This is a genomic window from Shinella yambaruensis, from assembly GCF_022899355.1.
GTDB classification, from domain to species: Bacteria; Pseudomonadota; Alphaproteobacteria; order Rhizobiales; family Rhizobiaceae; genus Shinella; species Shinella yambaruensis.
In genome coordinates this window covers 299451-325522 of the sequence record NZ_JALJCK010000001.1, presented here as the reverse complement: position 1 = coordinate 325522, position 26072 = coordinate 299451, and the positions used below count along the sequence as shown (strand labels likewise).

At 65.4% G+C, this 26072-nt stretch carries 26 protein-coding genes and 5 tRNA genes; 16 read left to right on the top strand and 15 right to left on the bottom strand.

All coding sequences use genetic code 11. The features are described 5' to 3' along the window. The first annotated feature begins 7 nt into the window (after positions 1–7). Positions 8–1330, top strand: a complete 1323-nt coding sequence (locus MUU56_RS01600) for a homoserine dehydrogenase (protein WP_244765594.1) — start codon at positions 8–10, stop codon at positions 1328–1330. A 207-nt stretch (positions 1331–1537) separates the two neighbouring features. Then, a complete protein-coding gene (gene recJ, locus MUU56_RS01595; RefSeq protein ID WP_398430735.1) occupies positions 1538–3340 on the top strand; it encodes a single-stranded-DNA-specific exonuclease RecJ in 1803 nt (600 codons plus the stop codon). Between the two features lie 32 nt (positions 3341–3372). On the opposite strand, the gene MUU56_RS01590 is transcribed toward recJ, so the two are convergent. The 7 genes from MUU56_RS01590 to gloA all read right to left on the bottom strand — a co-directional run bounded on the left by MUU56_RS01590 (position 3373) and on the right by gloA (position 7387). Next, positions 3373–3447, bottom strand: a tRNA-Glu gene (locus MUU56_RS01590). Between the two features lie 101 nt (positions 3448–3548). Further along, positions 3549–4034: a hypothetical protein gene (locus MUU56_RS01585; RefSeq protein ID WP_244765592.1), complete on the bottom strand. Its 486-nt coding sequence runs from the start codon at positions 4032–4034 to the stop codon at positions 3549–3551. Then, positions 4031–4321 carry a hypothetical protein gene (locus MUU56_RS01580; RefSeq protein WP_244765591.1) on the bottom strand — a complete coding sequence of 97 codons (291 nt, stop codon included), beginning with the start codon at positions 4319–4321 and terminating at the stop codon, positions 4031–4033. The genes MUU56_RS01585 and MUU56_RS01580 overlap by 4 nt, the downstream gene beginning before the upstream one ends. 167 nt (positions 4322–4488) lie before the next feature. Continuing rightward, positions 4489–4563, bottom strand: a tRNA-Glu gene (locus MUU56_RS01575). Between the two features lie 496 nt (positions 4564–5059). Further along, positions 5060–5134 (bottom strand) — tRNA-Glu (locus MUU56_RS01570). A 136-nt stretch (positions 5135–5270) separates the two neighbouring features. Continuing rightward, positions 5271–6608 carry a YcbK family protein gene (locus MUU56_RS01565; protein WP_244765590.1) on the bottom strand — a complete coding sequence of 446 codons (1338 nt, stop codon included), beginning with the start codon at positions 6606–6608 and terminating at the stop codon, positions 5271–5273. A gap of 338 nt (positions 6609–6946) precedes the next feature. Next, entirely contained in the window at positions 6947–7387 is a 441-nt protein-coding gene (gene gloA, locus MUU56_RS01560) for a lactoylglutathione lyase (RefSeq protein ID WP_244765589.1), read from the bottom strand. A gap of 195 nt (positions 7388–7582) precedes the next feature. On the opposite strand from gloA, the gene MUU56_RS01555 reads away from it, so the two are divergent. From MUU56_RS01555 to MUU56_RS01535, 5 genes are all read left to right on the top strand, one after another. Further along, a complete protein-coding gene (locus MUU56_RS01555) occupies positions 7583–8161 on the top strand; it encodes a cold-shock protein (protein WP_244765588.1) in 579 nt (192 codons plus the stop codon). Next, the gene (locus tag MUU56_RS01550) at positions 8161–8658 is read left to right on the top strand and encodes a DUF192 domain-containing protein (protein ID WP_244765587.1); all 498 of its coding nucleotides are present in this window, start codon (positions 8161–8163) and stop codon (positions 8656–8658) included. Before MUU56_RS01555 ends, MUU56_RS01550 begins: the two co-directional genes overlap by 1 nt. A gap of 91 nt (positions 8659–8749) precedes the next feature. Further along, a tRNA-Pro gene (locus tag MUU56_RS01545) sits at positions 8750–8826 on the top strand. Between the two features lie 129 nt (positions 8827–8955). After that, the gene (locus tag MUU56_RS01540; RefSeq protein WP_244765586.1) at positions 8956–9261 is read left to right on the top strand and encodes an ETC complex I subunit; all 306 of its coding nucleotides are present in this window, start codon (positions 8956–8958) and stop codon (positions 9259–9261) included. Positions 9262–9285: 24 nt separating this feature from the next. Beyond that, a tRNA-Arg gene (locus MUU56_RS01535) sits at positions 9286–9362 on the top strand. A gap of 89 nt (positions 9363–9451) precedes the next feature. On the opposite strand, the gene MUU56_RS01530 is transcribed toward MUU56_RS01535, so the two are convergent. The 5 genes from MUU56_RS01530 to MUU56_RS01510 form a co-directional block, all read right to left on the bottom strand. Further along, a complete protein-coding gene (locus MUU56_RS01530) occupies positions 9452–10321 on the bottom strand; it encodes a calcium-binding protein (protein ID WP_244765585.1) in 870 nt (289 codons plus the stop codon). 263 nt (positions 10322–10584) lie between these two features. Beyond that, positions 10585–11361 carry an amino acid ABC transporter ATP-binding protein gene (locus tag MUU56_RS01525; protein ID WP_244765584.1) on the bottom strand — a complete coding sequence of 259 codons (777 nt, stop codon included), beginning with the start codon at positions 11359–11361 and terminating at the stop codon, positions 10585–10587. Between the two features lie 19 nt (positions 11362–11380). Continuing rightward, positions 11381–12535: an amino acid ABC transporter permease gene (locus MUU56_RS01520; protein ID WP_244765583.1), complete on the bottom strand. Its 1155-nt coding sequence runs from the start codon at positions 12533–12535 to the stop codon at positions 11381–11383. 1 nt (position 12536) lies between these two features. Further along, entirely contained in the window at positions 12537–13745 is a 1209-nt protein-coding gene (locus tag MUU56_RS01515; protein WP_244765582.1) for an amino acid ABC transporter permease, read from the bottom strand. A gap of 98 nt (positions 13746–13843) precedes the next feature. After that, positions 13844–14872 carry an amino acid ABC transporter substrate-binding protein gene (locus MUU56_RS01510; RefSeq protein ID WP_244765581.1) on the bottom strand — a complete coding sequence of 343 codons (1029 nt, stop codon included), beginning with the start codon at positions 14870–14872 and terminating at the stop codon, positions 13844–13846. Between the two features lie 355 nt (positions 14873–15227). On the opposite strand from MUU56_RS01510, the gene MUU56_RS01505 reads away from it, so the two are divergent. Further along, positions 15228–16418, top strand: a complete 1191-nt coding sequence (locus MUU56_RS01505) for a cystathionine beta-lyase (RefSeq protein WP_244765580.1) — start codon at positions 15228–15230, stop codon at positions 16416–16418. Between the two features lie 193 nt (positions 16419–16611). Here the strand turns inward: MUU56_RS01505 and MUU56_RS01500 are convergent, their stop codons facing one another. Both MUU56_RS01500 and MUU56_RS01495 read right to left on the bottom strand, forming a co-directional pair. After that, positions 16612–17772 carry an FAD-dependent monooxygenase gene (locus tag MUU56_RS01500; protein ID WP_244765579.1) on the bottom strand — a complete coding sequence of 387 codons (1161 nt, stop codon included), beginning with the start codon at positions 17770–17772 and terminating at the stop codon, positions 16612–16614. 22 nt (positions 17773–17794) lie between these two features. Further along, positions 17795–18043, bottom strand: a complete 249-nt coding sequence (locus MUU56_RS01495) for a zinc-finger domain-containing protein (RefSeq protein ID WP_244765578.1) — start codon at positions 18041–18043, stop codon at positions 17795–17797. 166 nt (positions 18044–18209) lie between these two features. On the opposite strand from MUU56_RS01495, the gene MUU56_RS01490 reads away from it, so the two are divergent. The 8 genes from MUU56_RS01490 (at position 18210) to MUU56_RS01455 (ending at position 25458) form a co-directional block, all read left to right on the top strand. Continuing rightward, the gene (locus MUU56_RS01490; protein ID WP_244765577.1) at positions 18210–18995 is read left to right on the top strand and encodes an alpha/beta fold hydrolase; all 786 of its coding nucleotides are present in this window, start codon (positions 18210–18212) and stop codon (positions 18993–18995) included. Between the two features lie 90 nt (positions 18996–19085). Next, positions 19086–19919: a serine O-acetyltransferase gene (gene cysE, locus MUU56_RS01485; protein WP_244765576.1), complete on the top strand. Its 834-nt coding sequence runs from the start codon at positions 19086–19088 to the stop codon at positions 19917–19919. Between the two features lie 94 nt (positions 19920–20013). Continuing rightward, a complete protein-coding gene (locus MUU56_RS01480) occupies positions 20014–20217 on the top strand; it encodes a DUF3126 family protein (protein ID WP_064330164.1) in 204 nt (67 codons plus the stop codon). 418 nt (positions 20218–20635) lie between these two features. Next, positions 20636–20989 (top strand): phasin family protein, encoded by a 354-nt coding sequence (locus MUU56_RS01475; RefSeq protein WP_244765575.1) that lies wholly within the window; start codon positions 20636–20638, stop codon positions 20987–20989. 284 nt (positions 20990–21273) lie between these two features. After that, the gene (gene clpS, locus MUU56_RS01470; RefSeq protein ID WP_037408383.1) at positions 21274–21624 is read left to right on the top strand and encodes an ATP-dependent Clp protease adapter ClpS; all 351 of its coding nucleotides are present in this window, start codon (positions 21274–21276) and stop codon (positions 21622–21624) included. 9 nt (positions 21625–21633) lie between these two features. Then, positions 21634–24144 (top strand): ATP-dependent Clp protease ATP-binding subunit ClpA, encoded by a 2511-nt coding sequence (gene clpA, locus MUU56_RS01465; RefSeq protein WP_244765574.1) that lies wholly within the window; start codon positions 21634–21636, stop codon positions 24142–24144. A gap of 238 nt (positions 24145–24382) precedes the next feature. Beyond that, complete coding sequence (locus MUU56_RS01460) at positions 24383–25117, top strand: AzlC family ABC transporter permease (RefSeq protein ID WP_244765573.1); 735 nt, start codon at positions 24383–24385, stop codon at positions 25115–25117. Next, on the top strand, positions 25114–25458 hold the full coding sequence (locus MUU56_RS01455) for an AzlD domain-containing protein (RefSeq protein WP_244765572.1): 345 nt from the start codon (positions 25114–25116) through the stop codon (positions 25456–25458). Before MUU56_RS01460 ends, MUU56_RS01455 begins: the two co-directional genes overlap by 4 nt. A 176-nt stretch (positions 25459–25634) precedes the next feature. Here the strand turns inward: MUU56_RS01455 and MUU56_RS01450 are convergent, their stop codons facing one another. Then, complete coding sequence (locus MUU56_RS01450; protein WP_133036824.1) at positions 25635–26060, bottom strand: HIT family protein; 426 nt, start codon at positions 26058–26060, stop codon at positions 25635–25637. Positions 26061–26072: the final 12 nt, after the last annotated feature.

Below are 26072 nucleotides of genomic sequence, written 5' to 3'. Positions count from 1 at the left end.
CATGACCATGGCTGATGCCCTGAAGATCGGCATTGCGGGCTTGGGGACCGTTGGTGCCTCGCTCGCGAAGATTCTCGTCGAACGCAGGGACATGCTCGCAACGACGTGCGGCCGGCCGATCGAGATCGCCGCCGTGACGGCCCGCAGCAAGGGCCGTGACCGCGGCGTCGATCTTTCGGCCGCCGAATGGTTCGACGATCCGGTCGCGCTCGCCCGCGAGGCGAAGATCGACGTCTTCGTGGAACTGATGGGCGGGGCCGGCGATCCGGCCCATGCCGCGGTCAAGGCGGCGCTGTCGCGCGGCGTGCATGTCGTGACGGCCAACAAGGCGCTGCTTGCCGCCCATGGCGTGGAGCTTGCCGGCATCGCCGAGGAGAACGGCTGCATCCTCAACTACGAGGCGGCCGTCGCCGGCGGCATTCCGGTCATCAAGGCGCTGCGCGAGTCGCTGACGGGCAACACGATCTCGCGCGTCTACGGCATCATGAACGGCACCTGCAACTACATCCTCACCAAGATGGAGAAGGAGGGCCTCAGCTTCGAGGCCTGCCTCAAGGAAGCCCAGCGCCTCGGCTATGCCGAGGCCGATCCCGCCTTCGACATCGAGGGCAACGACACGGCGCACAAGCTGTCGATCCTGACGACGCTCGCCTTCGGCACGAAGATCTCGGCCGACAACATCTATCTCGAAGGCATCACCAACATCTCCATCGACGACATCCGCGCCGCCGCCGATCTCGGCTACCGCATCAAGCTGCTCGGCGTCGCGCAGAAGACGGACACGGGCGTCGAACAGCGCGTGCACCCGACCATGGTGCCGCTCGACAGCGTCATCGCGCAGGTCGACGGCGTGACGAATGCCGTGGCGATCGAATCGGACATTCTCGGCGAACTGCTGATGGTCGGCCCCGGCGCCGGCGGCAATGCGACGGCCTCGGCCGTGCTCGGCGACATTGCCGACATCGCCAAGAGCCGCCCGGGCGCGCAGACCGTGCCGGCGCTCGGCCGCCCGGCCGCCTCGCTCATCCCCTACAAGCGCGCGCAGATCCGCAAGCACCACGGCGGCTACTTCATCCGCCTTTCGGTGGAAGACCGCACCGGCGTCTTCGCCAGCATCGCCAGGCACATGGCGGAAAACGGCATCTCGCTGGAATCCATCGTGCAGCGCGCGCAGTCGACGACCGAATCGACCGATCCGAAGACCATCATCCTCGTCACCCACGCGACGATGGAGGATTCCGTCCGCAAGGCCGTGGCATCCATCAAGGGCGAGGGCTATCTTGTCGGCGAACCGCAGGTGATCCGCATCGAGCGGCCGAAGGCTGCTTGATTTTGCGGCCTTTGCCGCGTCCGGGCACCCCCCTCTGCCCTGCCGGGCATCTCCCCCACAAGGGGGGAGATCGGCAAAGAAGCGGCGCTATGCTTGAATTGCGACGTTGACGAGGGGCGTGAGACATTGCCTCATCCAATCTCCCCCCTTGTGGGGGAGATGCCCGGCAGGGCAGAGGGGGGTAACACGGCAGGAGCCGCCATGAGCATGCTGGAAAACGCCGACCCCGTCAGCCGGGCCTTCCTGAATGTCGAGCGCTCGGTGACCGGCCAGCGCTGGGTGGCGCGGCTCGACCAGGCGGGGGAGAACCGGGCGCTGGCGATGAGCCAGAGCCACGGCCTGCCGGATCTCATCGCGCGCGTGCTGGCGGGGCGGGGCGTGCCGTTCGAAGGCGCCGTCGAGTTCCTCGATCCGACGCTGCGCCGCCTGATGCCCGAACCCTACAGCCTGATCGACTGCGAGGCGGCCACCGAGCGGCTGGCGCGGGCCATCGAAAGGCGCCAGCGCATCGCGATCTTCGGCGACTATGACGTCGACGGCGCGGCCTCCTCGGCGCTCCTCTATCGTTTCCTCGCGCATTTCGGCGTGCAGGCGGAAATCTACATTCCCGACCGCATCTTCGAGGGCTACGGCCCGAACCCCAATGCCATCGCCCAGCTCATCGAGCGCGGCGCCGAGCTGATCGTCACGGTCGACTGCGGCTCGACCAGCCACGAATCGCTGGCCGTCGCGAAGGCGCGCGGCGTCGACGTCGTCGTCATCGACCATCACCAGGTGGGCGAGGCGCTGCCGCCGGCCCATGCGCTGGTCAATCCGAACCGCGAGGACGACCTGTCGGGGCAGGGGCACCTTTCGGCCGCCGGCGTCGTCTTCCTCGTCCTGGTGGCGCTGCAGCGCGTGCTGCGGGACAGGGGCGATGCGCGGGCGAAGACCTTCGATCTCCTCGCCATGCTCGACCTCGTGGCGCTCTCCACCGTCTGCGACGTCGTTCCCCTGAAGGGGCTCAACCGCGCCTATGTGGTCAAGGGGCTCGTCGCCGCGCGCCATCTCGGCAATGCCGGCCTGACGGCGCTCCTGAAGCAGGCGGGCATCGGCGGCCCCGTCACGCCCTATCATCTTGGCTTCCTCGTCGGCCCGCGCATCAATGCCGGCGGGCGCATCGGCGATGCGGCGCTCGGCAGCCGGCTTCTCACCATCGACGAGCCGGGCGAGGCCGAGCGCATCGCCAGGCAGCTCGACGACCTCAACCGCGAGCGCCAGGCCATGGAGGCCGCCATGCTGGCCGAGGCGGAGGCCGAGGCGCAGGCGGAATACGGCACCGGCGAAAGCGCCTCCGTCATCCTGACGGCCCGCGAGGGCTGGCATCCGGGCGTCGTCGGCCTGCTCGCCTCGCGCCTCAAGGATCGGTTCCGCCGCCCCGCCTTCGCCATCGCCTTCGACCCTTCCGGCAAGGGCACCGGCTCCGGCCGCTCGATCAGCGGCTTCGATCTCGGCCGCATGGTGCGTGCCGCCGTGGAGGAGGGCCTTCTCGTCAAGGGCGGCGGCCATGCCATGGCAGCCGGGCTGACGGTGGAGCGGTCAAACCTCGGCCGCCTGCGCGGCTTCTTCGAAGAACGCGCCGAGCGCGCCGTGCGCGACCTGGTGGCCGTGGAAACGCTGAAGATCGACGGGGCGCTGAGCGCCGGCGGCGCGACGCTGGCGCTCGCCGACCAGCTGGAGCAGGCCGGCCCCTATGGCTCCGGTCACCCGCAGCCGATCTTTGCGCTGCCGGCGCACCGGGTGCGCGACGTCAGGCCCGTCGGCGTCAATCACCTGCGCCTGGAGCTCGAAGGCCCCGATGGCGGGCGCCTCGGCGCCATGGCCTTCCGCGCGGCGGAAGCCGATCTCGGCCTGTTCCTGATGAAGCAGCGCGGGCAGGCGGTGCACATCGCCGGCACGCTTTCCGCCGACAGCTGGCAGGGCAGCCGGCGCATACAGTTCCGCGTGCTGGACGCCGCGAAGGCGTTCTGACGGGCGGGTCTCGATTGTCGAAAGGGGGAGGGTGGCACGCCCTAGGGGAGTCGAACCCCTCTTTTCAGAATGAAAATCTGACGTCCTAACCGATAGACGAAGGGCGCGTGCGGTGGGCGTCTTCTAGTCGGGGCCGCTGATTTGCGCAAGCCCTAAATGCAGGAATTTCCAGTTTTTTCCGTGGGGTTTTTCGGTGCGGGCCGCCCGGTCAGGGGCGGATGCTCGCACGATCGGCGAGGATCGAGGCGGGGTCGCAGGCGAGCCTCGTCAACTCGTTGTCCCGGGTGTCGTTCGTGAAGGCATCCGTCGAACCGTAGACGCGCACCTCTCCCTGCCGGATGCCGTCGGCCTCGCGCTTGTCCTCCGTCACCACGAAGGCGTAGACGTATTTGCCATGGGCGTAACCGACGGCCATGGTCAGGTCCGTCGGGTGGTCGATTTCGGTGTCCTTCGTCGAGAACCAGGTCGAATCGGTTTCGAAATACAGTTCCGCCGCCGCGGCGCCGACGGCATAGGTGTAATAGGCCTCCTTCTTGCCGGGGTGGTCGCCCGGCTCGGGAAGGCGGCAGAACTCGACGCGCGCATGGCGCTCGGGGATATTGCAGGCGAACTGCGTCCGCCAGGGCGGAATGCAGTTCGCCTCGGCGCAGACCGGCAGAAGCAATGCGAAAACCAGCGCGGCGAAGGGCTTCACGCGGCGGCCTTCTTCTTGCGAAGCCCGATGAACGCGACAATGCCGGCCGCAAGGCCGTAGAGCGCCCATTTGAACGGCAGGATATCGGCCGTTTCGCTGCGGATGGGCAGGACCGTGACGGTTCCGGGCGACGATTCGAGCCCCGCCTTGCCTTCCGCCCGGGCTGCGGCGATCTGGTCCGGCGACACCTCCCATTCGGCGCCGGTCCATGTGTCGTAAGCCATCATGCCACCACCGACGGCGCATGCGACAAGGGCGGAGAAGACGAGGTTTCGGGCTATCGACATGCTTGATTTTCCTGCTTATTTCAGTGCGCGCAAGATAATCGGCGTTCCCTCGGCTGGCAAGCCGCATGGCCGCATGGAACGGGGATAGCGGGAGGCGCGGCAAAATGGCGGGTCGCATCCGGGCGGGATCACGCCAGGCGCTTCGAACGACAGAGGACAGGAGAAAGTGGCACGCCCTAGGGGAGTCGAACCCCTCTTTTCAGAATGAAAATCTGACGTCCTAACCGATAGACGAAGGGCGCGTGCGGTGGGCGTTATCTAGTCGGCACCGGACGGATTCGCAAGACGGAAAATCATGCGGGCGCCAACTTTTTCACAGGTGGAGGAGAAGGGAATAGGCCCCTCGGTGTTCCCGTTGCCGGCTGGCCCGGCCGAGAGCAGACGGCCCCGCCAATGCGCTGCCCCGCCGTCCCGGATTGACGACTGGTAATCCGGCGGACGCCTTCCCATATATGCCGTGCTGAGGACCTGAGGCGCCGCCGTTCGACCCTCCCGGCGGGCGCCCGCTGGCTCAGCCTCGTTGCCCCTGTCGGCAACACGCAGCCGCTCGTCCGGCATGCTGGGCCGGGCGGGCGGCGCGACTTGGGCGGTTCGAGACCCCGGAGCGCTGGGCCAAGCTCGACGGGGCCTCTCGCCCGGCCGCGTAAGACTGCAGCCGTGAATGGTAAACGTTCTCGCCCATGCTTCGTTCCGAGACGGAGGGCTGGTCGCTTTGTGATACAGATTGTCGGGGAGGGGTGGCACGCCCTAGGGGAGTCGAACCCCTCTTTTCAGAATGAAAATCTGACGTCCTAACCGATAGACGAAGGGCGCGTGCGGTGGGCGTCTTATAGAAGGGCGCCTGCGCTTCCGCAAGCCGGAAAAAGCCGTTGTGACAAAAAAATGAAGAGCCGCCCAGGGGCGGCTCTTCGTGCGAAAAGGCATCGATCACAGAGGGTTAGGGCGCTGCCTACTTGCGCCGCCGGCAGCGCCAGTTCCAGTCGCGCTCCGGGCCGATGTCGATATGCACGGATTCGGTGTGGCAATAGGTGCCGACGCCGCCGCGGCCCGGCATGGAGCGCAGATATTCGGCAAGCTCCCACTTGCTGACACCGGAAATCTGGATGTCCGCCGCCGCGCAGCGCGTGTGCAGCGATTGCTTCGCGCGGTTGACCTTGATGTCGCGCAGGCCCGAGGTGACGATGATCGGCTTGTCGTAGTGCTTCTCGATCGTCTTCAGCACCTGCAGCAGTTCCGGCTTGAAACAGCCGGTGCGCACCTTCTCCGTCTGCAGCCACAGGCCGTTCGGCGCGAGGCGGGCAAGGCCGGCGAGCGATGCGACTTCCTTGAACTGCGGGCCGTCGTCCTCGACTTCGTCGGCCTCCGAATGGTCCGTCGAGAACATGGAGCTGGCCATCGATACGCCGGGCAGCGTGCCGAGCGAAGCCTTGCGGGTGGCGCTCGCGCTTTCCCGGTTGAGCACGCGGCGCGGCCCTTCGGCAAAACGGTTGCCGTCGAACTGCTGCCTTGCCTCGCGCTTGTTGGCGAAGAGCGAGGCGAGCGTCATGGTCTTTCGCGGCTCGTCTTTCTTGATGTCGGTCGCGCTCGCCTGGCCGGTGGTGCCGGGCAGCACTGCCGCCGCGCCATCGTCCGCCGGTGTCGCAAGGACAAGGTCCGCCGCATTGCCGGTGGCGGCTTCCGCGGTGAGGGCCGTTCGCGCGGTCTTGGGGATCGGCCCATTTTCCGGCAGCGTGATCTCCGCCTGTTCGTCGCCGGGCACGGCGAGCGGCTGCTGGCCGGTCGATCCGACCGGCGGCATGTCCTCGACCGGCAGGCGGCCGGCCTGGTCCGCCGTCTGCGCCGCGCCGGTGCCGGCATAGAGGCTGTTGACGGAGGCATTGGCGCCCGCTGTCTGCGTGGCATAGGCATTGCCGGTCGCGACCGCCTGGCCGCCAGTGCCGTAGATGCTGGCCCTGCCGGCATTCAGCGTCGTCGGCTGCATGACGAGGCCGGACCGCTCGGCGGCAGCGTCATCCGCGACCTGCCGGTCCGCCACGGCCGCCGAAGCGGCATCGGCGGTGACGGAGGGCTCCCCGGCCGTTCCGCCGGCAGCCCCCGCGCTCACCACGGGCGTGGTGGTCTCGTCCGTGCTGCCTTCGGCGAGCGTGTCTTCGCTTTCCTGCGCGGCCCTGCCGTCCGCGCGCATATCCGTTGAGACTGCGGAAACGCAGCCCGAGAGCGTGGCAACCGAAACAGCCAGCAGCAATCCATACCGCAGCGCCTTCAGGCCTGGCCACTTTCCCTGCATGTCCTGCAAAGGCTTTCCCCCGCTTTCGACGTTCGCGCCCCCGGTCTTGCTGCCGGTCGGGCCATTTCTTCAAACAGTCGCAACCGCAATCGAGAAAAGCCGAAGGGCCAAGCTGCGGTTGCTGCGATGTTAGCGTTTCGGTCGGTGGTGTAAAGGCCGAAGCGCGTAAAGCCGTGAAACGCAGAACGGGAGGCGATCCGGCCCGAATCGGCCAAGACGCCCTCTCGCTGGCGATCGACCGGATGGGCAAGAGGTATCCGGCCAAATACGGCGAAACGATGATCGTTGCACGGATGTATAGGACGCAAGCTTTGCCCGGGGCTTGCGTCCCGCAAGGGCTACCAGGCGCCGGTATTGCCCATGGAGGCCCAGGGCTCGGCCGGCGGCAGGCTGTCGCCCTTCTGCAGGATCTCGATGGAAATGCCGTCCGGCGAGCGCACGAAGGCCATGTGGCCGTCGCGCGGCGGGCGGTTGATCGTCACGCCATTGTCCATCAGCTTCTGGCAGATGGCATAGATGTCGTCGACCTCGTAGGCGAGGTGGCCGAAATTGCGCCCGCCGGTATAGTCTTCGCTGTCCCAGTTGTAGGTGAGCTCGAGGCAGGGGGCGGCGTTCGCCCGCGCGGACTCGGCATCCTCCGGCGCGGCGAGGAAGATCAGCGTGAAGCGGCCTTTTTCGTTCTCGTGGCGGCGCACCTCCTCAAGGCCGAACAGCGTCGAATAGAAATGCAGGGACTGGTCGACGTCTTTGACGCGGACCATCGTATGGAGATAACGCATTGGAATATCCTTTGAATGTGGAATCGTCCGGAAGAGTAGGGTTTTGTCAGCCTGAGGCAAGCCTTGCGGCCTATCAAAGGGACCGGCAAAACTTTCAAAGGGACTTGCGCATTCGCATCGGGACAATGTTATTCTGGTTATCAAGAATCAGTTAACCGTAACTCATGTGACGCGTAAACGAGGGGCTGGCAGATCATGGCGGACAGGGTGTCTTCAAAGGAAATCACGAACCGTGATGACCAGAGCAATGACGCCGTCGATCTCGTCGAGATCACCGGGGTCATCAAGTGGTTCGACGTAGCCAAGGGGTTCGGCTTCATCGTGCCGGACAACGGCATGCAGGATGTGCTCCTGCACGTCACCTGCCTGCGGCGCGACGGCTACCAGACGGTTCTGGAGGGCACGCGCGTCGTGGCGCTGATCCAGAAGCGCGATCGCGGCTACCAGGCCTTCCGCATCCTTTCCATGGACCAGACGACGGCCGTGCATCCCTCGCATATGCCGCCCGTCAAGACCCATGTGCAGGTCACCCCGTCGAGCGGGCTGGAGCGCGTGCTGGTCAAGTGGTTCAACCGCACCAAGGGTTTCGGTTTCCTGACGCGCGGCGAGGGCACGGAGGACATCTTCATCCATATGGAGACGTTGCGCCGCTTCGGCCTGACGGAGCTGCGCCCCGGCCAGGTCGTGCTCGTGCGCTTCGGCGACGGCGAGAAGGGCCTGATGGCGGCGGAGATCCATCCGGACATGCCGGTTCCCGGCAACAGGGCCCACTGATGGGCCTTTTCGCGCGGACGGCCGGTTTCGCGCGCCTTGCGAGCGCCGTCCTGGCGCTCTTCCTCTGTCTTTCCCTTGCCGCCTTCGCGGCGGAAACGTTCGACACCCAGCCGCTGACGATCATCACCAGGGACGGCAAGCGCCACGCCTTCACCGTGGAGCTCGCCATCACGCCGCGCCAGCGCGAGCAGGGGCTGATGCACCGCCGCGAGATGGCGCCGGACCACGGCATGCTCTTCGCCTTCGGCGAGACGCGGCAGGTCTTCATGTGGATGAAGAACACCTATCTGCCGCTCGACATGCTGTTCATCGCCAGGGACGGCAAGGTGCGCGCGATCAAGGAGAATGCCGAGCCGCATTCCGAATCGATCATCGATTCGCAGGGGCCGATCGACTACGTGCTGGAGCTGAACGGCGGCACCGTGCGGCGCCTCGGCATCCGGGCCGGCAACCGCGTCGAGAACGAGCTGATGGATTCCCTGCGCAAGGCGAAATAGCCCGGCCATTTCCTGCGACAAGCGCTTGAAAACACCCATTTCCTGTTGCGGCAGCGGGCGGATGCGTGTATCTCCCCATCGCCGGGACGGACGGAGTGTAGCGCAGTCTGGTAGCGCATCTGGTTTGGGACCAGAGGGTCGGGAGTTCGAATCTCTCCACTCCGACCACGTCCGGCGGGCGTTTCGATGCCAAATGCGCGTCCGGTCATTCCCCCTTTACGGAATCCGGGTTATGCATTCTCGGACGCGCGCCGGCGGAACGGCGCGCCTTTATGCGAGAATTCTGGAGCCGCTTCGATGACCGCGAAGATCTATCGTCCCGCCAAGACCGCCATGCAATCGGGCAAGGCCAAGACCCATCTCTGGGTCCTTGAGTTCGATGCCGAGAAGCCGCGGACGATCGACCCGATCATGGGCTATACGAGCTCCGGCGACATGTACCAGCAGGTCAAGCTGACATTCGAGACCCGCGAGGAGGCCATCGCCTACGCGACGCGCAAGGGCATCGACTACCGCGTGATCGAACCCAAGGAAGCGACCCGCAAGCGCGTTGCCTATCCGGACAACTTCCGTTTCAACCGCATGCAGCCCTGGACCCATTGAGGTTTCGCTGGCCCTGCCAGCCCCGGCCCCTTAGCTCAGCTGGATAGAGCATCTGCCTTCTAAGCAGAATGTCGCAGGTTCGAGCCCTGCAGGGGTCGCCAGTCCTTCCGGAATATTTCCGCTCTTCCCCGTAAAACGCTCTTTCCGTCTGTTCCGAACGTGGACTGCTCGGCCCGGTCGGCGCGAAGCTTCACAGAAGGAAGTCGCTCGCCTTCAGATGCTCGGTCGCATCCAGCAGGATCGAAAAATCCGCCGTGCCGTCGCCGTCCACGTCGCCCTGGAGGATCGTGTCGCCGCTTTTTGTCGCGTAGCGCAGCTCACCGGCCTTGCCGTGGAATTTCTCCGTGCCGATGAAGTCGAAGGCCTGGTCGCCCTTGACCGTCTTGTCGGCGTCGATGCCCTTCAGGTCGATCCGGTCCCCTTCCTTCCGGCTGAAGTCGCGGATCGTGTCGCGCCCGCTCCTGGCGACGGTCGAATCGTGGAGGGACCGGAAGACGAAGGTGTCGGCCCCCGCGCCGCCATGAAGCCTGTCCGCATCGGGGCCGCCTTGCAGGCGGTCGTTGCCGTCCTCCCCGTAGAGCCAGTCCCTGCCGAGGCAGCCCCTTATGCTGTCGTTCCCGCTGCCGCCCGCAAGCCGGTCGTCGAGGCCGCCGCCAACCATCCTGTCATGGCCGGCAAAGCCATAGAGGCGATCGGGGCCATATCCGCCGGTGATGACGTCGTTGCCTCTCAGCGCCGTTTCCAGGACTTTCCAGTCGTCCGCCTTTCCTTTGGTTCTTGCCGCGTCGATCACCGCGGTCGCCGAAAACGCGGCGCCCTCAAGGGACAGGCCGAGTCTACCTGCGAAAAAGAGGTTGTAGTCCGTGAACGTCCCGCCGATGGGATAGTCGCTGGCATCATAATGCAGCCCGCGGCCGCGAAACAGGGTCGCGTTGCCGCCGCCATAATCCACTTCGAAGCGCGTGCTGGTGGAGGACCGCACGAGCCCTTCGAAAAGGCCGCTCAGAGTGATGGCCCGCATGTCGATGCTGTGGAAAAGTCCGACCTTCACCTTTGCCATGGCCTGGCTCCCTCAACGGGTAACGGGACCGGTCCACCATCTGCCGGAGGTTCCCGTCGCCTTTCCCGGGGCACGCCTGCCGATATGCCGCGGTCGGCATGGGATCCCGGAACGCCGACTATGGACGAAGGCTGGCGTCTTCCGCAAGGGCCGGGCTTCCATCAAGGCAAGGGTTTACGGAGCCCGGGCCGAGGCGGCCCGGCGACGCAAAAAGGCCGGGGCATCGTGAGATGCCCCGGCCTTGGCTCGTGCTTCGGCAGATCCTAGTGCAGGATCTGGCTGAGGAAGAGCTTTGTGCGCTCGTGCTGCGGGTTGTCGAAGAACTCGGCCGGCGAGTTCTGCTCGACGATCTGCCCCTGGTCCATGAAGATGACGCGGTTGGCGACCTGGCGGGCGAAGCCCATTTCGTGCGTCACGCACAGCATGGTCATGCCTTCCTCGGCGAGCGAGACCATGGTGTCGAGCACTTCCTTCACCATTTCCGGGTCGAGCGCCGAGGTCGGCTCGTCGAACAGCATGATCTTCGGCTTCATGCAGAGCGAACGGGCGATCGCCACGCGCTGCTGCTGGCCGCCGGAGAGCTGGCCCGGATACTTGTTCGCCTGTTCCGGGATCTTGACGCGCTTCAAATAGTGCATCGCCACTTCCTCGGCGTCCTTCTTCGGCATCTTGCGCACCCAGATCGGGGCGAGCGTGCAGTTTTCCAGGATGGTCAGATGGGGGAAGAGGTTGAAGTGCTGGAACACCATGCCGACCTCGCGGCGCACCTCGTCGATCTTCTTCAGGTCATTGGTCAGCTCGATGCCGTCGACGACGATCCTGCCCTTCTGGTGCTCCTCGAGACGGTTGATGCAGCGGATCATCGTCGACTTGCCGGAGCCCGACGGGCCGGCGATGACGATGCGCTCGCCCTTCATGACCTTGAGATTGATGTCGCGCAGAACGTGGAAATCGCCGTACCACTTGTTCATGTTGACGATCTCGACGGCGACATCCGTCGCGGAGACCGTCATCTTTTGCGCCTGGGCCTGGTTTGCCATTGTTGTTGGTTCCTCTCAGTTATCTTGTGTGGCTCGTGTCGAGCCGGCGTTCCACGAAGGCCGAATAGCGCGACATGCCGAAGCAGAAAATCCAGAACACGAAGCCGGCGAAGATCAGGCCCGTCAGCGGCGTGACCGGCGTGATCCAGCCCGAATCCCCAAAACTCGCCTTCACGATGCCGAGCAGGTCGTACATCGAAATGATCGTGACGAGGGACGTATCCTTGAACATGCCGATGAAGGTGTTCACGATGCCCGGGATCACGAGTTTGATGGCCTGCGGAAGCACGACGAAGGTCATTTTGTGGAAGTAGTTTAGACCAAGGGCGTCGGCCGCTTCATATTGTCCTTTCGGAATGGCTTGAAGACCGCCGCGAATAACCTCCGCCATATAGGCGGATGCGAAGATCGACACGCCGATCAGCGCGCGCAGGAACTTGTCGATGTTGTTGCCGGGCTCGAGGAACAGCGGCAGGAGCACGCTTGCCATGAAGAGAACGGTGATCAGCGGCACGCCGCGGATCAGTTCGATGAAGACGATGCAGGCCGTCTTCATGATCGGCATCTGCGAGCGTCTGCCGAGCGCAAGCAGGATGCCGGCTGGCAGCGACACGACGATGCCGACGAAGGAGATGATGAGCGTCACCATCAGCCCGCCCCACAGCGAGGTCTCCACATGGCGCAGGCCGAACGTGCCGCCGAGCAGCAGGAAGAAGGAGACGATCGGGAAGACGATGAGCAGCAGGAGCGCGTTCAGCCCCTTGCGCGGCGCCTTCGGCATGAGGAACGGGATGAGCAGGCCGACGAACATGACGACGACGAGCAGCGGCCGCCACAGCTCGCCGCGCGGGTAGGAGCCGAACATGAACTGCACGAAGCGGTCGTTCACATAGGCCCAGCAGGCGCCGCTCCAGCCGGCGGGAAGCTGGCCGCCCTGATCGGTGGTGAGGCAGGCCGTCCGGTCCGCCCCGGTCCACACGGCCGAGACGAACAGCCAGTTGATCGCCGCCGGCAGGTACCAGACGATCGCCAGGATGGCGACGATCGTCATCGCGCTGTCGGTGACGGAGGCGAACAGGTTACGGTGGAGCCAGGCGATGACCGAGCTGTCGGAGGCCGGCGGTTTTTCCGCGTCGATGAAGCGGTCGCGGACATAGGTAATGCTTTCAGCCATCTCAGCGCTCCACCAGGGCCATCTTGGCGTTGAACCAGTTCATGAACAGCGAGGTGATGAGGCTGATCGAGACGTAGATCAGCATCCAGATCGAGATGATCTCGATCGACTTGCCGGACTGGTTGAGGATGGTGCCGCCGACCGCGACGAGGTCGGCATAGCCGACGGCGACCGCGAGCGAGGAGTTCTTGATGAGGTTGAGATACTGCGAGGTGAGCGGCGGGATGATGATCCGGAGCGCCTGCGGCAGCACGACGAGACGGGTCGCCTGGCCGGGCCGAAGACCCAGCGCATAGGAGGCTTCCGACTGGCCCTTGGACACGCCGCGGATGCCGGCGCGCACGATCTCGGCGATGAACGAGGCCGTGTAGAGCGACAGCGCGAGATAGAGCGCCAGGAATTCCGGTCCGATGACCATGCCGCCGCGCATGTTGAACGAGCCCGGCACCGCGTAGTCGAACGTCAGGGGGCTGCCCATGACGAGGAAGACGAGGAACGGCAGCAGGAGGACCAGACCGAGATTGACCCAGAGCACCGGCGGACGCTGGCCCGTGGCGCGCTGGCGCGCATTGGCCCAGACCGTGAACGCGACGGCCGCGACGACGCCGATCAAGAAGGCGATGAGCACCGTGCCGAAACCGTCGCCGAAGACCGGGGCCGGCATGTAGATGCCGCGGTTCGAGATGAAGAAGATGGCGTCCGGATTTTCCTCCAGGTGCTGGAAGATGGAGCGGATCGACGGCAGCAGCGCAAGAACGCCGAGATACCAGAAGAAGATGACGAGCAGCGGCGGAATGTTGCGGAAGATTTCCACATAGACCGTGCAGAGCCGCGCGATCAGCCAGTTGTGCGACAGGCGCCCGATGCCGACCAGGAGGCCGACGATCGTCGCCGTGACGATGCCGGCGGCGGCGACGACGAGCGTGTTGAGAAGACCGACCTGCAGCGCCCGGAAATAGGTCGAGTCGCTCGAATAGGCGATCAGACTCTGCGCGAGGTCGAAGCCGGCGCGGCTGTTCAGAAAGCCGAAGCCGGCCGTCATGTTGGCGCGCGCGAGATTCTGGACGACGTTGTTCCACGCATACCAGATGGCCGCGACGATCACGACGAGCGTCACGACCTGATAGACGATGCTTCTCAGTGCCGGATTGTAGAGAAGAGATACCTTCGGCGGTTCGCCGGACCCTGTTCGGGCATCCGCAAGAGCCATGCATTTCCCCTGACGTTGGTTCCGCCCTGTTTTCCGGGCGTTTGTTCAAAGGGGAGGGCGGTTATCCGCCCTCCCGGAAGGATCGCGCGACCGGCCGATCAGCGAACCGGCGGAGCGTACTGCAGGCCGCCGTTCGTCCACAGCCCGTTCAGGCCGCGGGCGATCTTGAGCGGAGAGCCTTCGCCGACATTGCGCTCGAAGGATTCGCCATAGTTGCCGACGGCCTTGATGATCTGCACGGCCCAGTCCTTCGGCAGGCCGAGGTCGGCGCCGATCGTCGAATCAGCCTCTTCGCCGAGGAAGCGCTTGATATCCGGGTTGGCGGATGCCTTCATCTCCTCGACATTGGCCGTGGTGATGCCGAACTCCTCGGCGGCCACCATCGCATAGTGCGACCAGCTCACGATATCGAGCCAGCGCGAATCGTTCTGGCGGACGGCCGGGCCGAGCGGCTCCTTGGAGATGATTTCCGGCAGAACCATGTGGTCGTCCGCGTTGGCCATCTTCAGGCGGATCGAGTAGAGGCCCGAGGCATCGGTCGTGTAGGCGTCGCAACGGCCGGCATTGTAGGCGGCGTCCGCTTCGTCCTGCGCTTCGAAGACGACCGGCTTGAAGTCCATGTTGTTGGAACGGAAGTAGTCGGCCAGGTTGAGCTCGGTCGTCGTGCCGGACTGCACGCAGACGGAGGCGCCGGACAGTTCCAGCGCGGACTTCACGCCGAGTTCCTTCTTCACCATGAAGCCCTGGCCGTCATAGTAGTTCACGGCGCGGAAATCGAAGCCGAGCTGCGAATCGCGGCTGACGCTCCAGGTGGTGTTGCGGGCCAGAAGATCGATTTCGCCCGACTGCAGGGCCGGGAAGCGGTCCTTGGCCGAGAGCGGGGTGAATTTCACCTTGGTGGCATCGCCGAAGACGGCCGCGGCCACGGCCTTGCAGAGGTCGACGTCGAGACCCGCCCAGTTGCCCGACGAATCCTGCGCGCCGAAACCGGCGAGGTTCGAGCCGTTCACGCCGCACTGCACGAAGCCCTTGGCCTTCACGTCAGAGAGCGTGTCCGCCTGTGCTGCCGTTGCGCCAAGCCCCAGTACGGCAGCGCCGACGAGCGCCGTCACGATTGTTTTTGCCATTTTTTCACAACCTTTTTCTGTTGTCTTTGTTTTGTCCGCAGGTCCCGCACCCTTGTCGGGCGCGCCCATGGAACTCGCCACCCTCCCGGCGCGAGGTTGCTTATCTCATGCTCAAAATTTCACAGGGTCAAGTGAGCGCGGCCATTTTCCGGTCGGTAACCTAAATTTGTCGGCTCGTGACCGGATTTTGGGCGAAAGATCGGGGATTTGTGCAGTAAATCGCTCAAAAAATTCGCGTCTTTAACACTTGAAGCGCTTTGGGAGCCGGGATCGCGTCGCCGCATGGGGTTGACCTGCCGCCCCGCCTGTCCAAAAGTCGGCGCCACAAACCCCTCGCATCTTCTTCGGATCGATCATGAAAAACAGAGACGAAATCCTCGCCGGCGCCGGCGTGAACACCCGCCTTGCCCATGCCGGAAACGACCCGGCGGACTATCACGGTTTCGTCAATCCGCCCGTCGTGCATGCCTCGACCGTGCTCTTCCCGAATGCGGCGACGATGGAAAAGCGCGCCCAGAAATACACCTATGGCACGCGGGGCACGCCGACGACGGATGCGCTCTGCGCGGCCATCGACGAGCTGGAAGGCTCTGCCGGCACGATTCTCGTTCCCTCGGGCCTTGCCGCCGTCACGGTGCCGTTCCTCGCCTTCCTGTCGGCCGGCGACCATGCGCTCATCGTCGATTCGGTCTATCACCCGACCCGCCATTTCTGCGACACGATGCTGAAGCGCCTCGGCGTTTCGGTCGAATACTACGATCCGGCGATCGGCGCCGGCATCGAAGCCCTGATCCGGCCGAACACTCGGCTGGTGCACACCGAGGCGCCGGGCTCCAACACCTTCGAGATGCAGGACATCCCGGCGATCGCCGCCGCCGCCCACAAGCACGGCGCCGTGGTCAGCATGGACAATACCTGGGCGACGCCGCTCTATTTCCGCCCGCTGGATTTCGGCGTCGACATCTCCATCCACGCGGCGACGAAATATCCGGCCGGCCATTCCGACGTGCTGTTCGGCACCGTCTCGGCCAATGCCGCCCATTGGGAGCAGCTGCACGAGACGCAGATCACGCTCGGCACCTGCGCCTCGCCGGACGACGCCTACCAGGTGCTGCGCGGCCTGCGCACCATGGGGGTGCGGCTGGAGCGGCATCAGGAAAGCGCGCTGGAGCTGGCCCGCTGGCTGGAGGGCGTCGACGACGTGTCCCGCGTGCTGCATCCGGCCTTGCCGAGCTTTCCCGGCCACGCGCTCTGGAAGCGCGACTTCAAGGGCGCGAGCGGCATCTTCTCCATCGTCCTCAAGGGGGGCGCGCCGGAGCGCTACAAGGCGAAGGCGCATGCCTTCCTCGATGCGCTCGGCATTTTCGGCCTCGGTTATTCCTGGGGCGGCTTCGAGTGCCTTGCCGTGCATGTGGGCCTCGGCGACCGGCGCGTCGCCAAGGGGCCGGAGGAAGGCCCGGTGCTGCGTCTCCAGATCGGCCTCGAGGACGTGAAGGACATCAAGGCCGACATCGAGCGCGGGCTCGCGGCCGCGCGAGCGGTCTGACGCGGCCGGATGGGGGGGCGGTGGATCGCCCCTCATCCGGCCTGCCGGCCACCTTCTCCCCGCTTGCGGGGAGAGGGGATGGATGAGCCCGTTTCCCCAAACAACAGGTTTTTTGGATATGGGAAGGCGATGCTTCTTGCGCCTTCTCCCCGCCTGCGGGGAGAAGGTCGCGGCAGCGGGACGAGGGGCCTGATCAGTCCGGCGTGCGGTAGCCGTAGAGCCAGTCGAGATCGCCGGCGAGGCTTTCGGGGCCGCGCAGCGACAGCACGAGATCGCGGCCGAGCGCGACCGGGCCGCGGGCGTGATAGGCGAAGCGGTTGAAGGCGCCGCGGCTGCGCACCCTGGCGACCCGTTCGCGGCGGGTTGCCTCGAACCGGCGGAGCGCCGGCCCCGTGCCGGAAGCCCGGGCGAGGCGGTTTGCCAGCAGCGCCGCATCCTCGATCGCCATGGCCGCGCCCTGGGCGGCGAAGGGCGTCATGGCATGCGCGGCATCGCCGATCAGCACGACCTTTCCCCCATCGGTCCAGGCCCCGTCGGGGCATTCGAAGAGCGGCCACATCAGCGGATCGCGCGCCTCGGCGAGCAGGCGGCGGAGATCGGCGTGCCAGCCGGAAAAGGCGTCGAGCAGGCGGCTGCGGGCGGCGGCATCGCCGCTGCGGGACCAGCCGGCCGCCGGTGTCTGTCCGTGCGCGTGGAGGGCGACGATGTTGAAGGCCTGCGCCCCGGCAAGCGGATAGGCAACGAGATGGGCGCGCGGGCCGAGGAAGGCCGTGACGGCGCGCGGATCAAGGACGGGCGGGGCGGTGGCGCAGGGCACGAGGAAACGCCAGGCGATCGTGCCGGAATAACGTGCGGGCAGGGCGCCGGGCACGTCCTTGCGCAGCGCCGACCAGACGCCGTCGGCGGCGATCACCAGGTCGGCGGGCGCGGCGGCAAGAGCGGCCTCGACGGTGTCGATCCGCCGGCCGGTCGTCAGCGTGGCGAGCGGCTCCCGGCGGACGGCCTCGAGCAGCACGGCCTGCAGCGCGGCGCGGGGCAGCACGCCGTAGGGCGCGCGCCAGCGTTTGCGTGCGAAAGCGCCGGCCGGGACCGAGGCGAGGGGAGCGAGGGTGCGGCCCGAGGACAGGAGAATATGGTCCGGCTCGCTCCAGCGCGCGCCGAGCGCCTCGAGAAGGCCGAGATCGGCGAGGATGCGCGAGGCATTGGGCGAGAGCTGCAGGCCGGCGCCGACCTCTTCGAGCGCGGGGGCCTGCTCCAGGACATGGCAGGCGATGCCCTTGCGGGCAAGCGCGAGGGCCGCCGTCAGGCCGGCAATGCCGGCGCCGACGATGGTTGCGGATCGTACCGAGGGCATCGGGGTGCCGGCCGCCCGGCCGTTACGCCGCGACCTGGTTGGTGAAGATGCAGCCGGCCGGGTCGGTCTGGCTGGCCTTGAGGGCCGGATTGTAGCGGTAGAGCGTCGAGCAGTAGGGGCAGACCTTCTCGTTGTCGTCGCCCATGTCGAGGAAGACGTGCGGATGGTCGTAGGGGACCGACGCGCCGACGCACATGAATTCCTTCACGCCGATCTCGATCGAGCGATGGCCGCCGTCGTTCTGGAAATGGGGAATGCTGTGGCCAGCCATGTCATGCTCCTGGGATGCCGTCTTTCTGGCGCGGACCATAGTCGCCTTCGCGGCAAATGTGTAGATGCAAAACCGCCGCGCCCCGGGAGATTTCCGCATGCCGGCCGTTTTCTCCGCGGGCAAAGGGCAGTAAGAGCAGGGGCATGCAAATGAAAGACGGCCTGCGATGAACCTCGATCCCCCGCCCTTTTCCCGTTTCACCCACCATGGCCTGGAACTCGCCTTCTTCGATGCGGGCGATCCGTCCGGTCCGCCGGTGCTGCTGATCCACGGCTTTGCCTCCAGCGCCAATGTCAACTGGGTGTTTCCCGGCTGGCTGAAGACGCTGGGCGATGCGGGCTACCGCGTCATCGCGCTCGACAATCGCGGCCACGGCAGGAGCGCCAAGCCGCACGATCCCGCGCTCTACACGCCGCCGCTGATGGCCGGGGATGCCGCCGCGCTGCTCGATCACCTGGCGATCCCCGAAGCCCATGTCTTCGGCTATTCGATGGGCGCGCGCATCACCGCCTTCATGGCGCTCGCCCATCCGCACCGCGTGCGCTCCGTCGTCTTCGGCGGGCTCGGCATCGGCATGGTGGAAGGCGTCGGCGACTGGGACCCGATCGCCGATGCGCTGCTGGCCCCCTCGCTCGACGCGGTGACGCACGAGCGCGGCCGCATGTTCCGCGCCTTCGCCGACCAGACGAAATCCGACCGCCAGGCGCTCGCCGCCTGCATCATGACCTCGCGCAACCTGCTGACGGCGGCGGACATGGCGCGCATCGACGTGCCCGCGCTGATCGGCGTCGGGACGAAGGACGACATTGCAGGCAGCCCGCAGCCGCTCGCCGAGCTCATGCCGGATGCAAGGGCGCTCGACATTCCCGGCCGCGACCACATGCTGGCCGTCGGCGACAAGGTCTTCAAGCGCGCGGTGCTGGAGTTCTATGCGGAAATCGACGGCCGCTGACACGCCGTTCGCGACAATGGCCGGCCGGCCATTTCGCAGCGACGCCAATTGCTCTATATATGGGCGGGAACGACGACAAGGAGTGCGGCGATGGTCGCGATGAACGAACTGAGGGCCGGCGACAAGCTCAAGGCCATGGATCCGATCTGGGACAGCCTGCGCGAGGAAGCGCGCGTCGCCGCCCAGGCCGAGCCGCTTCTGGCGGCCTTCCTCTATTCGACGGTGCTGAACCACCGCTCGCTCGAGGAAAGCGTGATCCACCGCGTCTGCGAGCGGCTCGACCATCCGGACCTGCAGGCCAACCTCCTGCACCAGATCTTCGACGAGATGCTGGAAGACTGGCCGGAATGGGGCGGCATCCTGCGCGTCGACATCCAGGCCGTCTACGACCGCGACCCCGCCTGCCTGCGGTTCCTCGATGCCGTGCTCTACTTCAAGGGATTCCACGCCATCCAGACCCACCGCCTGGCGCACTGGCTGCACGACAAGGGCCGGCGCGACCTCGCGCTCTACCTGCAGAGCCGCTCCTCCAGCGTCTTCCAGACGGATATCAACCCGGCCGCGCGCATCGGCAAGGGCTTCTTCCTCGACCATGCGACGGGCCTCGTCGTCGGCGAGACGGCGGTCGTCGGCGACAATGTCTCGATCCTCCACAACGTCACGCTCGGCGGCACCGGCAAGGAGGGCGGCGACCGCCACCCGAAGATCGGCGACGGCGTGATGATCGGCGCCGGCGCGAAGATCCTCGGCAACATCCATATCGGCCATTGCTCGCGCATCGCCGCGGGCTCGGTCGTGCTCAAGCCGGTTCCGCCGAAATCGACGGTCGCCGGCGTGCCGGCCAAGGTCATCGGCGAGGCGGGCTGCAACGAGCCGTCGCGCGCCATGGACCAGCTTCTGGCGGCGTTCGACTACGATCTGTGAGCGGGAAAAGTCGCTTTCTCGCGGAATTCGTGGGTTTACAGGACCCGAAGCAGGTGCGAGAAGCGCGGCAAATCAACCGTTACGGAGACAGATCGTGAAGCCGGAAGAAATCAGGAAGCTCGAGGCCTACTTCAAGCGCAATCTCAACAAGGAGATCGTCGTGAAGGCCCGTCCGCGCAAGGATGAGTCCGCGGAAGTCTATCTCGGCGACGAGTTCCTGGGCGTGATCTTCCGCGACGACGAAGACGGGGAGCTCTCCTACAACTTCTCCATGGCGATCCTCGACATCGACCTGTGATCTGCCGATCATCGCACGGAATACAGGCCCGGCAGCCCTTGGCGCCGGGCCTTTTCGTTGCATGTTCGGTCGCTGGGTCATGGATCTTCGGGTCGAGCCCGCGGATGAGCAAGAGGAATGGTTGGGCAGAGAAGGCAACGAGGCCGCGTTCCGGTACCGCTTGATGGGCTGGTGACACCTGCATCCCCTCCGTCATCCTCGGGCTCGACCCGAGGATCCCGTTAGGCGCGGGAATGCGGTTGCGGGCCCTTTTCATTATAATTTTGCGACAAATAGGCTTTTGTCAGCCGCAATGATCATACCTATCGCACAAGGCCTTGCTTTCCCTGCGGAATATTGCATTGCAGCATCAACGTTGACTTTTTTGTGCATTGCATATAGATTTTGGGCAAATCACCGGGATCCAAAGGAGACTTCGATGTTCAATTTCGACGAGGCAAACAAGAAGGGCAAGGAAGCCGTGGACACGTTCGTCAAGAGCTATACGACCGCTGCCCAGGGCTGGCAGGCGATCGCCACCGAAACGGCCGACTATTCCAAGAAGTCCTTCGAAAACGGCCTCGCGCATTTTGAGAAGCTCTCGGGCGTCAAGAGCGTCGAAGCCGCTCTCGAGCTGCAGACCGCCTTCGTGAAGTCCTCCTATGAAGGTTTCGTCGCCGAGGCCACCAAGCTCAGCGAAATGTACGCCGATCTCGCCAAGGGCGCCTACAAGCCCTACGAAGCACCGGTTGCCAAGGCGACCGCCGCTGCCAAGGCTGCCGTCGCCGCCTGATCCTTTTAGAGTACCGCGTACGCGTATAGCGTTCATCGGCCGGCTGCGGGCAACCGCAGCCGGCCTTTGCGCGTTCCGGGGATTGCGCGAGGCTGACGTAGCGGCAGCAAATTTCGCTATTTCCTTCGGATGACCCGCGATTATGATTGCAGTGCGAAGCGGGGGTCTTACAATCGTGGGCCGAGACATTAGATAACAGGTCCGAAGGCACCCTCGGATGAACGGTGCGCCACAGACAAGCGACCGGAAGCAAAGGGCCCGCAGTCAAGGGAATGAACACGAAAATGGATGTGAGACGGGTTCGAATGCAGGATGGGGAAGGCGGCGGCGACACTCCCGGTCGCAGCACCTCCGTCATTACCCGCACGAAACCCAAGACCAAGAAGCCGAGCCTCTACCGCGTCCTGCTTCTCAATGATGATTATACGCCCATGGAGTTTGTGATCCACATCCTGGAACGTTTCTTCCAGAAGGACCGGGAAGCGGCGACGCGGATCATGCTGCATGTGCACAATCATGGCGTAGGCGAGTGTGGCGTGTTCACCTACGAGGTTGCCGAAACCAAAGTGACACAGGTGATGGATTTCTCCCGCCAGCACCAGCACCCGCTGCAATGTGTCATGGAAAAGAAATGAGGAACGAACGTGCCAACATTTTCTGCCAGCCTTGAAAAGGCCCTCCACCAGGCACTGACCTATGCGAACGAGCGCCATCACGAATATGCGACGCTCGAACATCTCCTGCTCGCCCTGATCGACGACGGCGATGCGGCCGCCGTGATGGGCGCCTGCAACGTGAATCTCGACGTTCTGCGCAAGACCGTCACCGATTATGTCGACCATGACCTCGCCAACCTGGTGACGGGCTACGAGGAGGATTCCAAGCCGACCTCCGGCTTCCAGCGCGTCATCCAGCGCGCGGTGATCCATGTCCAGTCCTCCGGCCGCGAGGAGGTGACCGGCGCCAACGTGCTCGTCGCGATCTTTGCCGAGCGCGAAAGCCATGCCGCCTATTTCCTGCAGGAGCAGGAGATGACGCGCTACGACGCCGTCAACTTCATCTCGCACGGCATCGGCAAGCGGCCGGGCGCGTCCGAGCAGCGCCAGGTGCGCGGGGCGGACGAGAGCGAGAACGAACAGAAGCAGACCCGCAACGGCAACGAGCAGGAGGAGCCCGCCAAGAAGCAGGATGCCCTGACGGCCTATTGCGTCAACCTCAACGAGAAGGCCAAGGGTGGCAAGATCGATCCGCTGATCGGCCGTCACGCCGAGGTCAACCGGACGATCCAGGTCCTGTGCCGCCGCTCCAAGAACAACCCGCTCTATGTGGGCGATCCCGGCGTCGGCAAGACGGCCATCGCCGAGGGTCTCGCCAAGCGCATCGTCGAGGGCAAGGTGCCCGAAGCGCTCGCCGACGCGACGATCTTCTCGCTCGACATGGGCACGCTGCTCGCCGGCACCCGCTATCGCGGCGACTTCGAGGAGCGCCTGAAGCAGGTCGTCAAGGAGCTGGAGGACTACCCGGGCGCCGTTCTCTTCATCGACGAGATCCATACGGTGATCGGCGCGGGCGCCACCTCCGGCGGCGCGATGGATGCCTCGAACCTCCTCAAGCCGGCGCTCTCCTCCGGCGCGATCCGCTGCATCGGCTCGACGACCTACAAGGAATACCGCCAGTTCTTCGAGAAGGACCGGGCGCTCGTCCGCCGCTTCCAGAAGATCGACGTCAACGAGCCGACCATCGACGACACGATCGAGATCATGAAGGGGCTGAAGCCCTATTTCGAGGAGTATCACAAGCTCCGCTATTCCAACGAGGCGATCAAGACGGCGGTGGAGCTGTCGGCGCGCTACATCAACGACCGCAAGCTGCCGGACAAGGCGATCGACGTGATCGACGAGACCGGCGCGGCCCAGATGCTGCTGCCCGCCGGAAAACGCCGCAAGCTGATCACCGAGAAGGAGATCGAGGCGACGATCGCCACCATGGCCCGCATTCCGCCGAAGACCGTGTCGAAGGACGACGAGCAGGTGCTCGCCAACCTCGACAAGGAGCTGCGCTCGGTCGTCTACGGCCAGGACCTCGCCATCGAGGCGCTGTCGTCGGCGATCAAGCTGTCGCGGGCGGGCCTTCGCGAACCGAACAAGCCGATAGGCTGCTACCTGTTCTCCGGCCCCACCGGCGTCGGCAAGACGGAAGTCGCCAAGCAGCTTGCATCGTCGCTCGGCGTGGAACTGCTGCGCTTCGACATGTCGGAATACATGGAGCGGCACACGGTCTCGCGCCTGCTCGGGGCGCCTCCCGGCTATGTCGGCTTCGACCAGGGCGGCCTCCTGACCGACGGCGTCGACCAGCATCCGCATTGCGTGCTCTTGCTCGACGAGATCGAGAAGGCGCATCCGGATCTCTACAACATCCTGTTGCAGGTCATGGATCACGGCTCGCTGACCGACCATAACGGCAAGAAGATCGACTTCCGCAACGTCATCCTTATCATGACGACCAATGCGGGCGCCTCCGACATGGCCAAGGCCGCCATCGGCTTCGGCTCGTCCAAGCGCGAGGGCGAGGACATGGAGGCGATCAACCGCCTGTTCACGCCGGAATTCCGCAACCGCCTCGATGCGATCATCCCGTTCGGCTCGCTGCCGACGCCGGTCATCCACCAGGTCGTGCAGAAGTTCGTCATGCAGCTGGAAACCCAGCTCGCCGAGCGCAACGTAACCTTCGATCTCCAGCCCGAGGCGATCTCCTGGCTGGCGGAGAAGGGCTACGACGAGAAGATGGGTGCCCGCCCGCTGGCGCGTGTCATCCAGGAGAACATCAAGAAGAAGCTCGCCGACGAGATCCTCTTCGGCAAGCTGAAGAAGGGCGGCGTCGTGCGCGTCTCCGTCGGCGTGAAGGAGGACGGCTCGAAGGGCCTGATCCTCGACGCCGTGCCGGAAACCGCGCCGATCAAGCCGAAGGCCGAGGTCGAGGAGGCAGCCGCCAAGAAGGCCAAGCCCCGCAAGCCGAAGGAGACCGTCGCCGCCGAGGCCGCGCCCGCCAAGGCCCGCGCTTCGAAGAAGGCGGTGGAGGCCAGGGCCGAGGAGCCGAAGGACGAGCCGCCGCGCAAGTCGTCCGGCGCCGTTCCCAAGGTGCCGCGCAAAAAGTGACGGCTTTACAAATCGCATGGGCCGGGCAGGAAACTGCCCGGCCCATATTGTTGAAGAAATGGCGCAAGCCTTTCCTCCGTCATGGTCGGGCTTGACCCGACCATCCACGCCCCGCCCGCGGTTGTGGATCCTCGGCTCGGGGCCGAGGATGACGACAGAGGGTGGGCGCGGTTTGCGATCGTATGGGACCGGCCTGGCAGGGTAGCCGTCCGGCTTTGTTTTCCTGCAAGAGAATTGAATGACCGCCCCGCCAGAATCCCAATCCCAGAGCCACTGGTTCCTCCTCGGCATGCGCGGCATCTTCAGCCTGCCGGCGATCATCCTGATGCTGTCCTTCGTGGGGTTCGCCGCCTTCACGGCGGAGGCGAAGGTGCCGGTCGAGCAGGTGATGTTCATGACCGGCATGGTCTGGGCGCTGCCGGCCAAGGTGATTCTCGTCGGCTCCATGCTGTCGGGCGCGCATATCGCGACGGCGTTCCTCGCGGTCACGCTGTCCTCGGTGCGCATGATGCCGATGGTGGCGGCGCTCATTCCGGAAATCCGTGACCGCCGCACGCCGACCTGGCTGCTGCTGATCGTCTCGCATTTCGTCGCCATCACCGCCTGGGTCTTCGCAATGGAGAAGGTGCGGGACGTGCCGCGCGGCGGCCGCGTCGCCTTCTTCGCCGGCTTCGGCGTGACGCTGACGCTCACCAATATCGTGCTCGTCGGCCTCGTCTATGGCGCGGTCTCGGAGTTCCCGCCGATCGTTTCCGGCTGCCTGTTCTTCCTGACGCCGGTCTATTTCCTCACCTCGATATGGATTTCCGCGCGCCACCGGGTGATCTACTGGGCGCTCGGCATCGGGCTCGCACTCGGCACCATCTTCGCGGTGGTCGCGCCCGAATACGATATCCTGCTGGCCGGCGTCGTCGGCGGCACCGCGGCCTGGTGGGGCGAGCGCGCGCTGCGCCGCCGGGAGGCCGCGCGATGAGCTTCGACGGTCTCTGGCCCTATATCTACATCGCCATCGCCGGCTGGCTGGCGACGGATCTCTGGCGCTGGGCGGGCGTCGTCGCCGGCAACCGCATCGACGAACGGTCCGAGGTCCTGAACTGGGTGAGGGCGGTGGCGACGGCGCTGGTGGCGGCGGTCATCGCCAAGCTGATCGTCTTCCCGACCGGCACGCTGGAGGCCTCGCCCCTCTGGCTGCGGCTCGGGGCCGTCGCGTTCGGCGGCCTCTGCTTCTTCATCGGCGGCCGCTTCCGCCAGATCGCCGGCATCGCCGCAGCCATCGCGTTCCTTGCCGCGGGGCTGGCCTTGCTGGGTGTTTGAAAGGGGCGATTCCGTGTGGGGTTTGCCCCTCACCCTAACCCTCTCCCCGCGCGCGGGGAGAGGGGACTTGCCCAACGAACCGGTGAGGAACTGGGAAGCGGGCGCGGCATATCCCTTCTCCCCGTTCACGGGGAGGAGGTGGCCGGCAGGCCGGATGAGGGGCCGTGGCGGATATGTCAGCCCTTCAGCGCCTTGCGCAGCTTCTCCGCATTGGCGGCGAGCACGCCCTGGTCCTCCATCGTGCCGGAATGGGGCTTCAGCGGCTGGCCCTCGACGCGGGGGATGACGTGGAAATGCAGGTGATAGACGGTCTGGCCGGCGGCCGGTTCGTTGAACTGCATGACGGTGACGCCGTCGGCCTCGAACGCCTCCTTGGCGGCGGCCGCGACCTTCTGCACCACCGGCAGCAGGCGCGACAGCGTCTGCGGGGCGGCGTCGAGGATGTTGCGCGACGGCGTCTTGGGGATGACGAGCGTGTGCCCGTTCGCCTGCGGCATCACGTCCATGAAGGCGACCGCGTCGTCGTCCTCGTAGACGCGGTGCGCGGGAATCTCGCCGCGCAGGATCTTCGCGAAGATGTTGTTCGTGTCGTAGGCGGTCATGCTCGTCTCCGA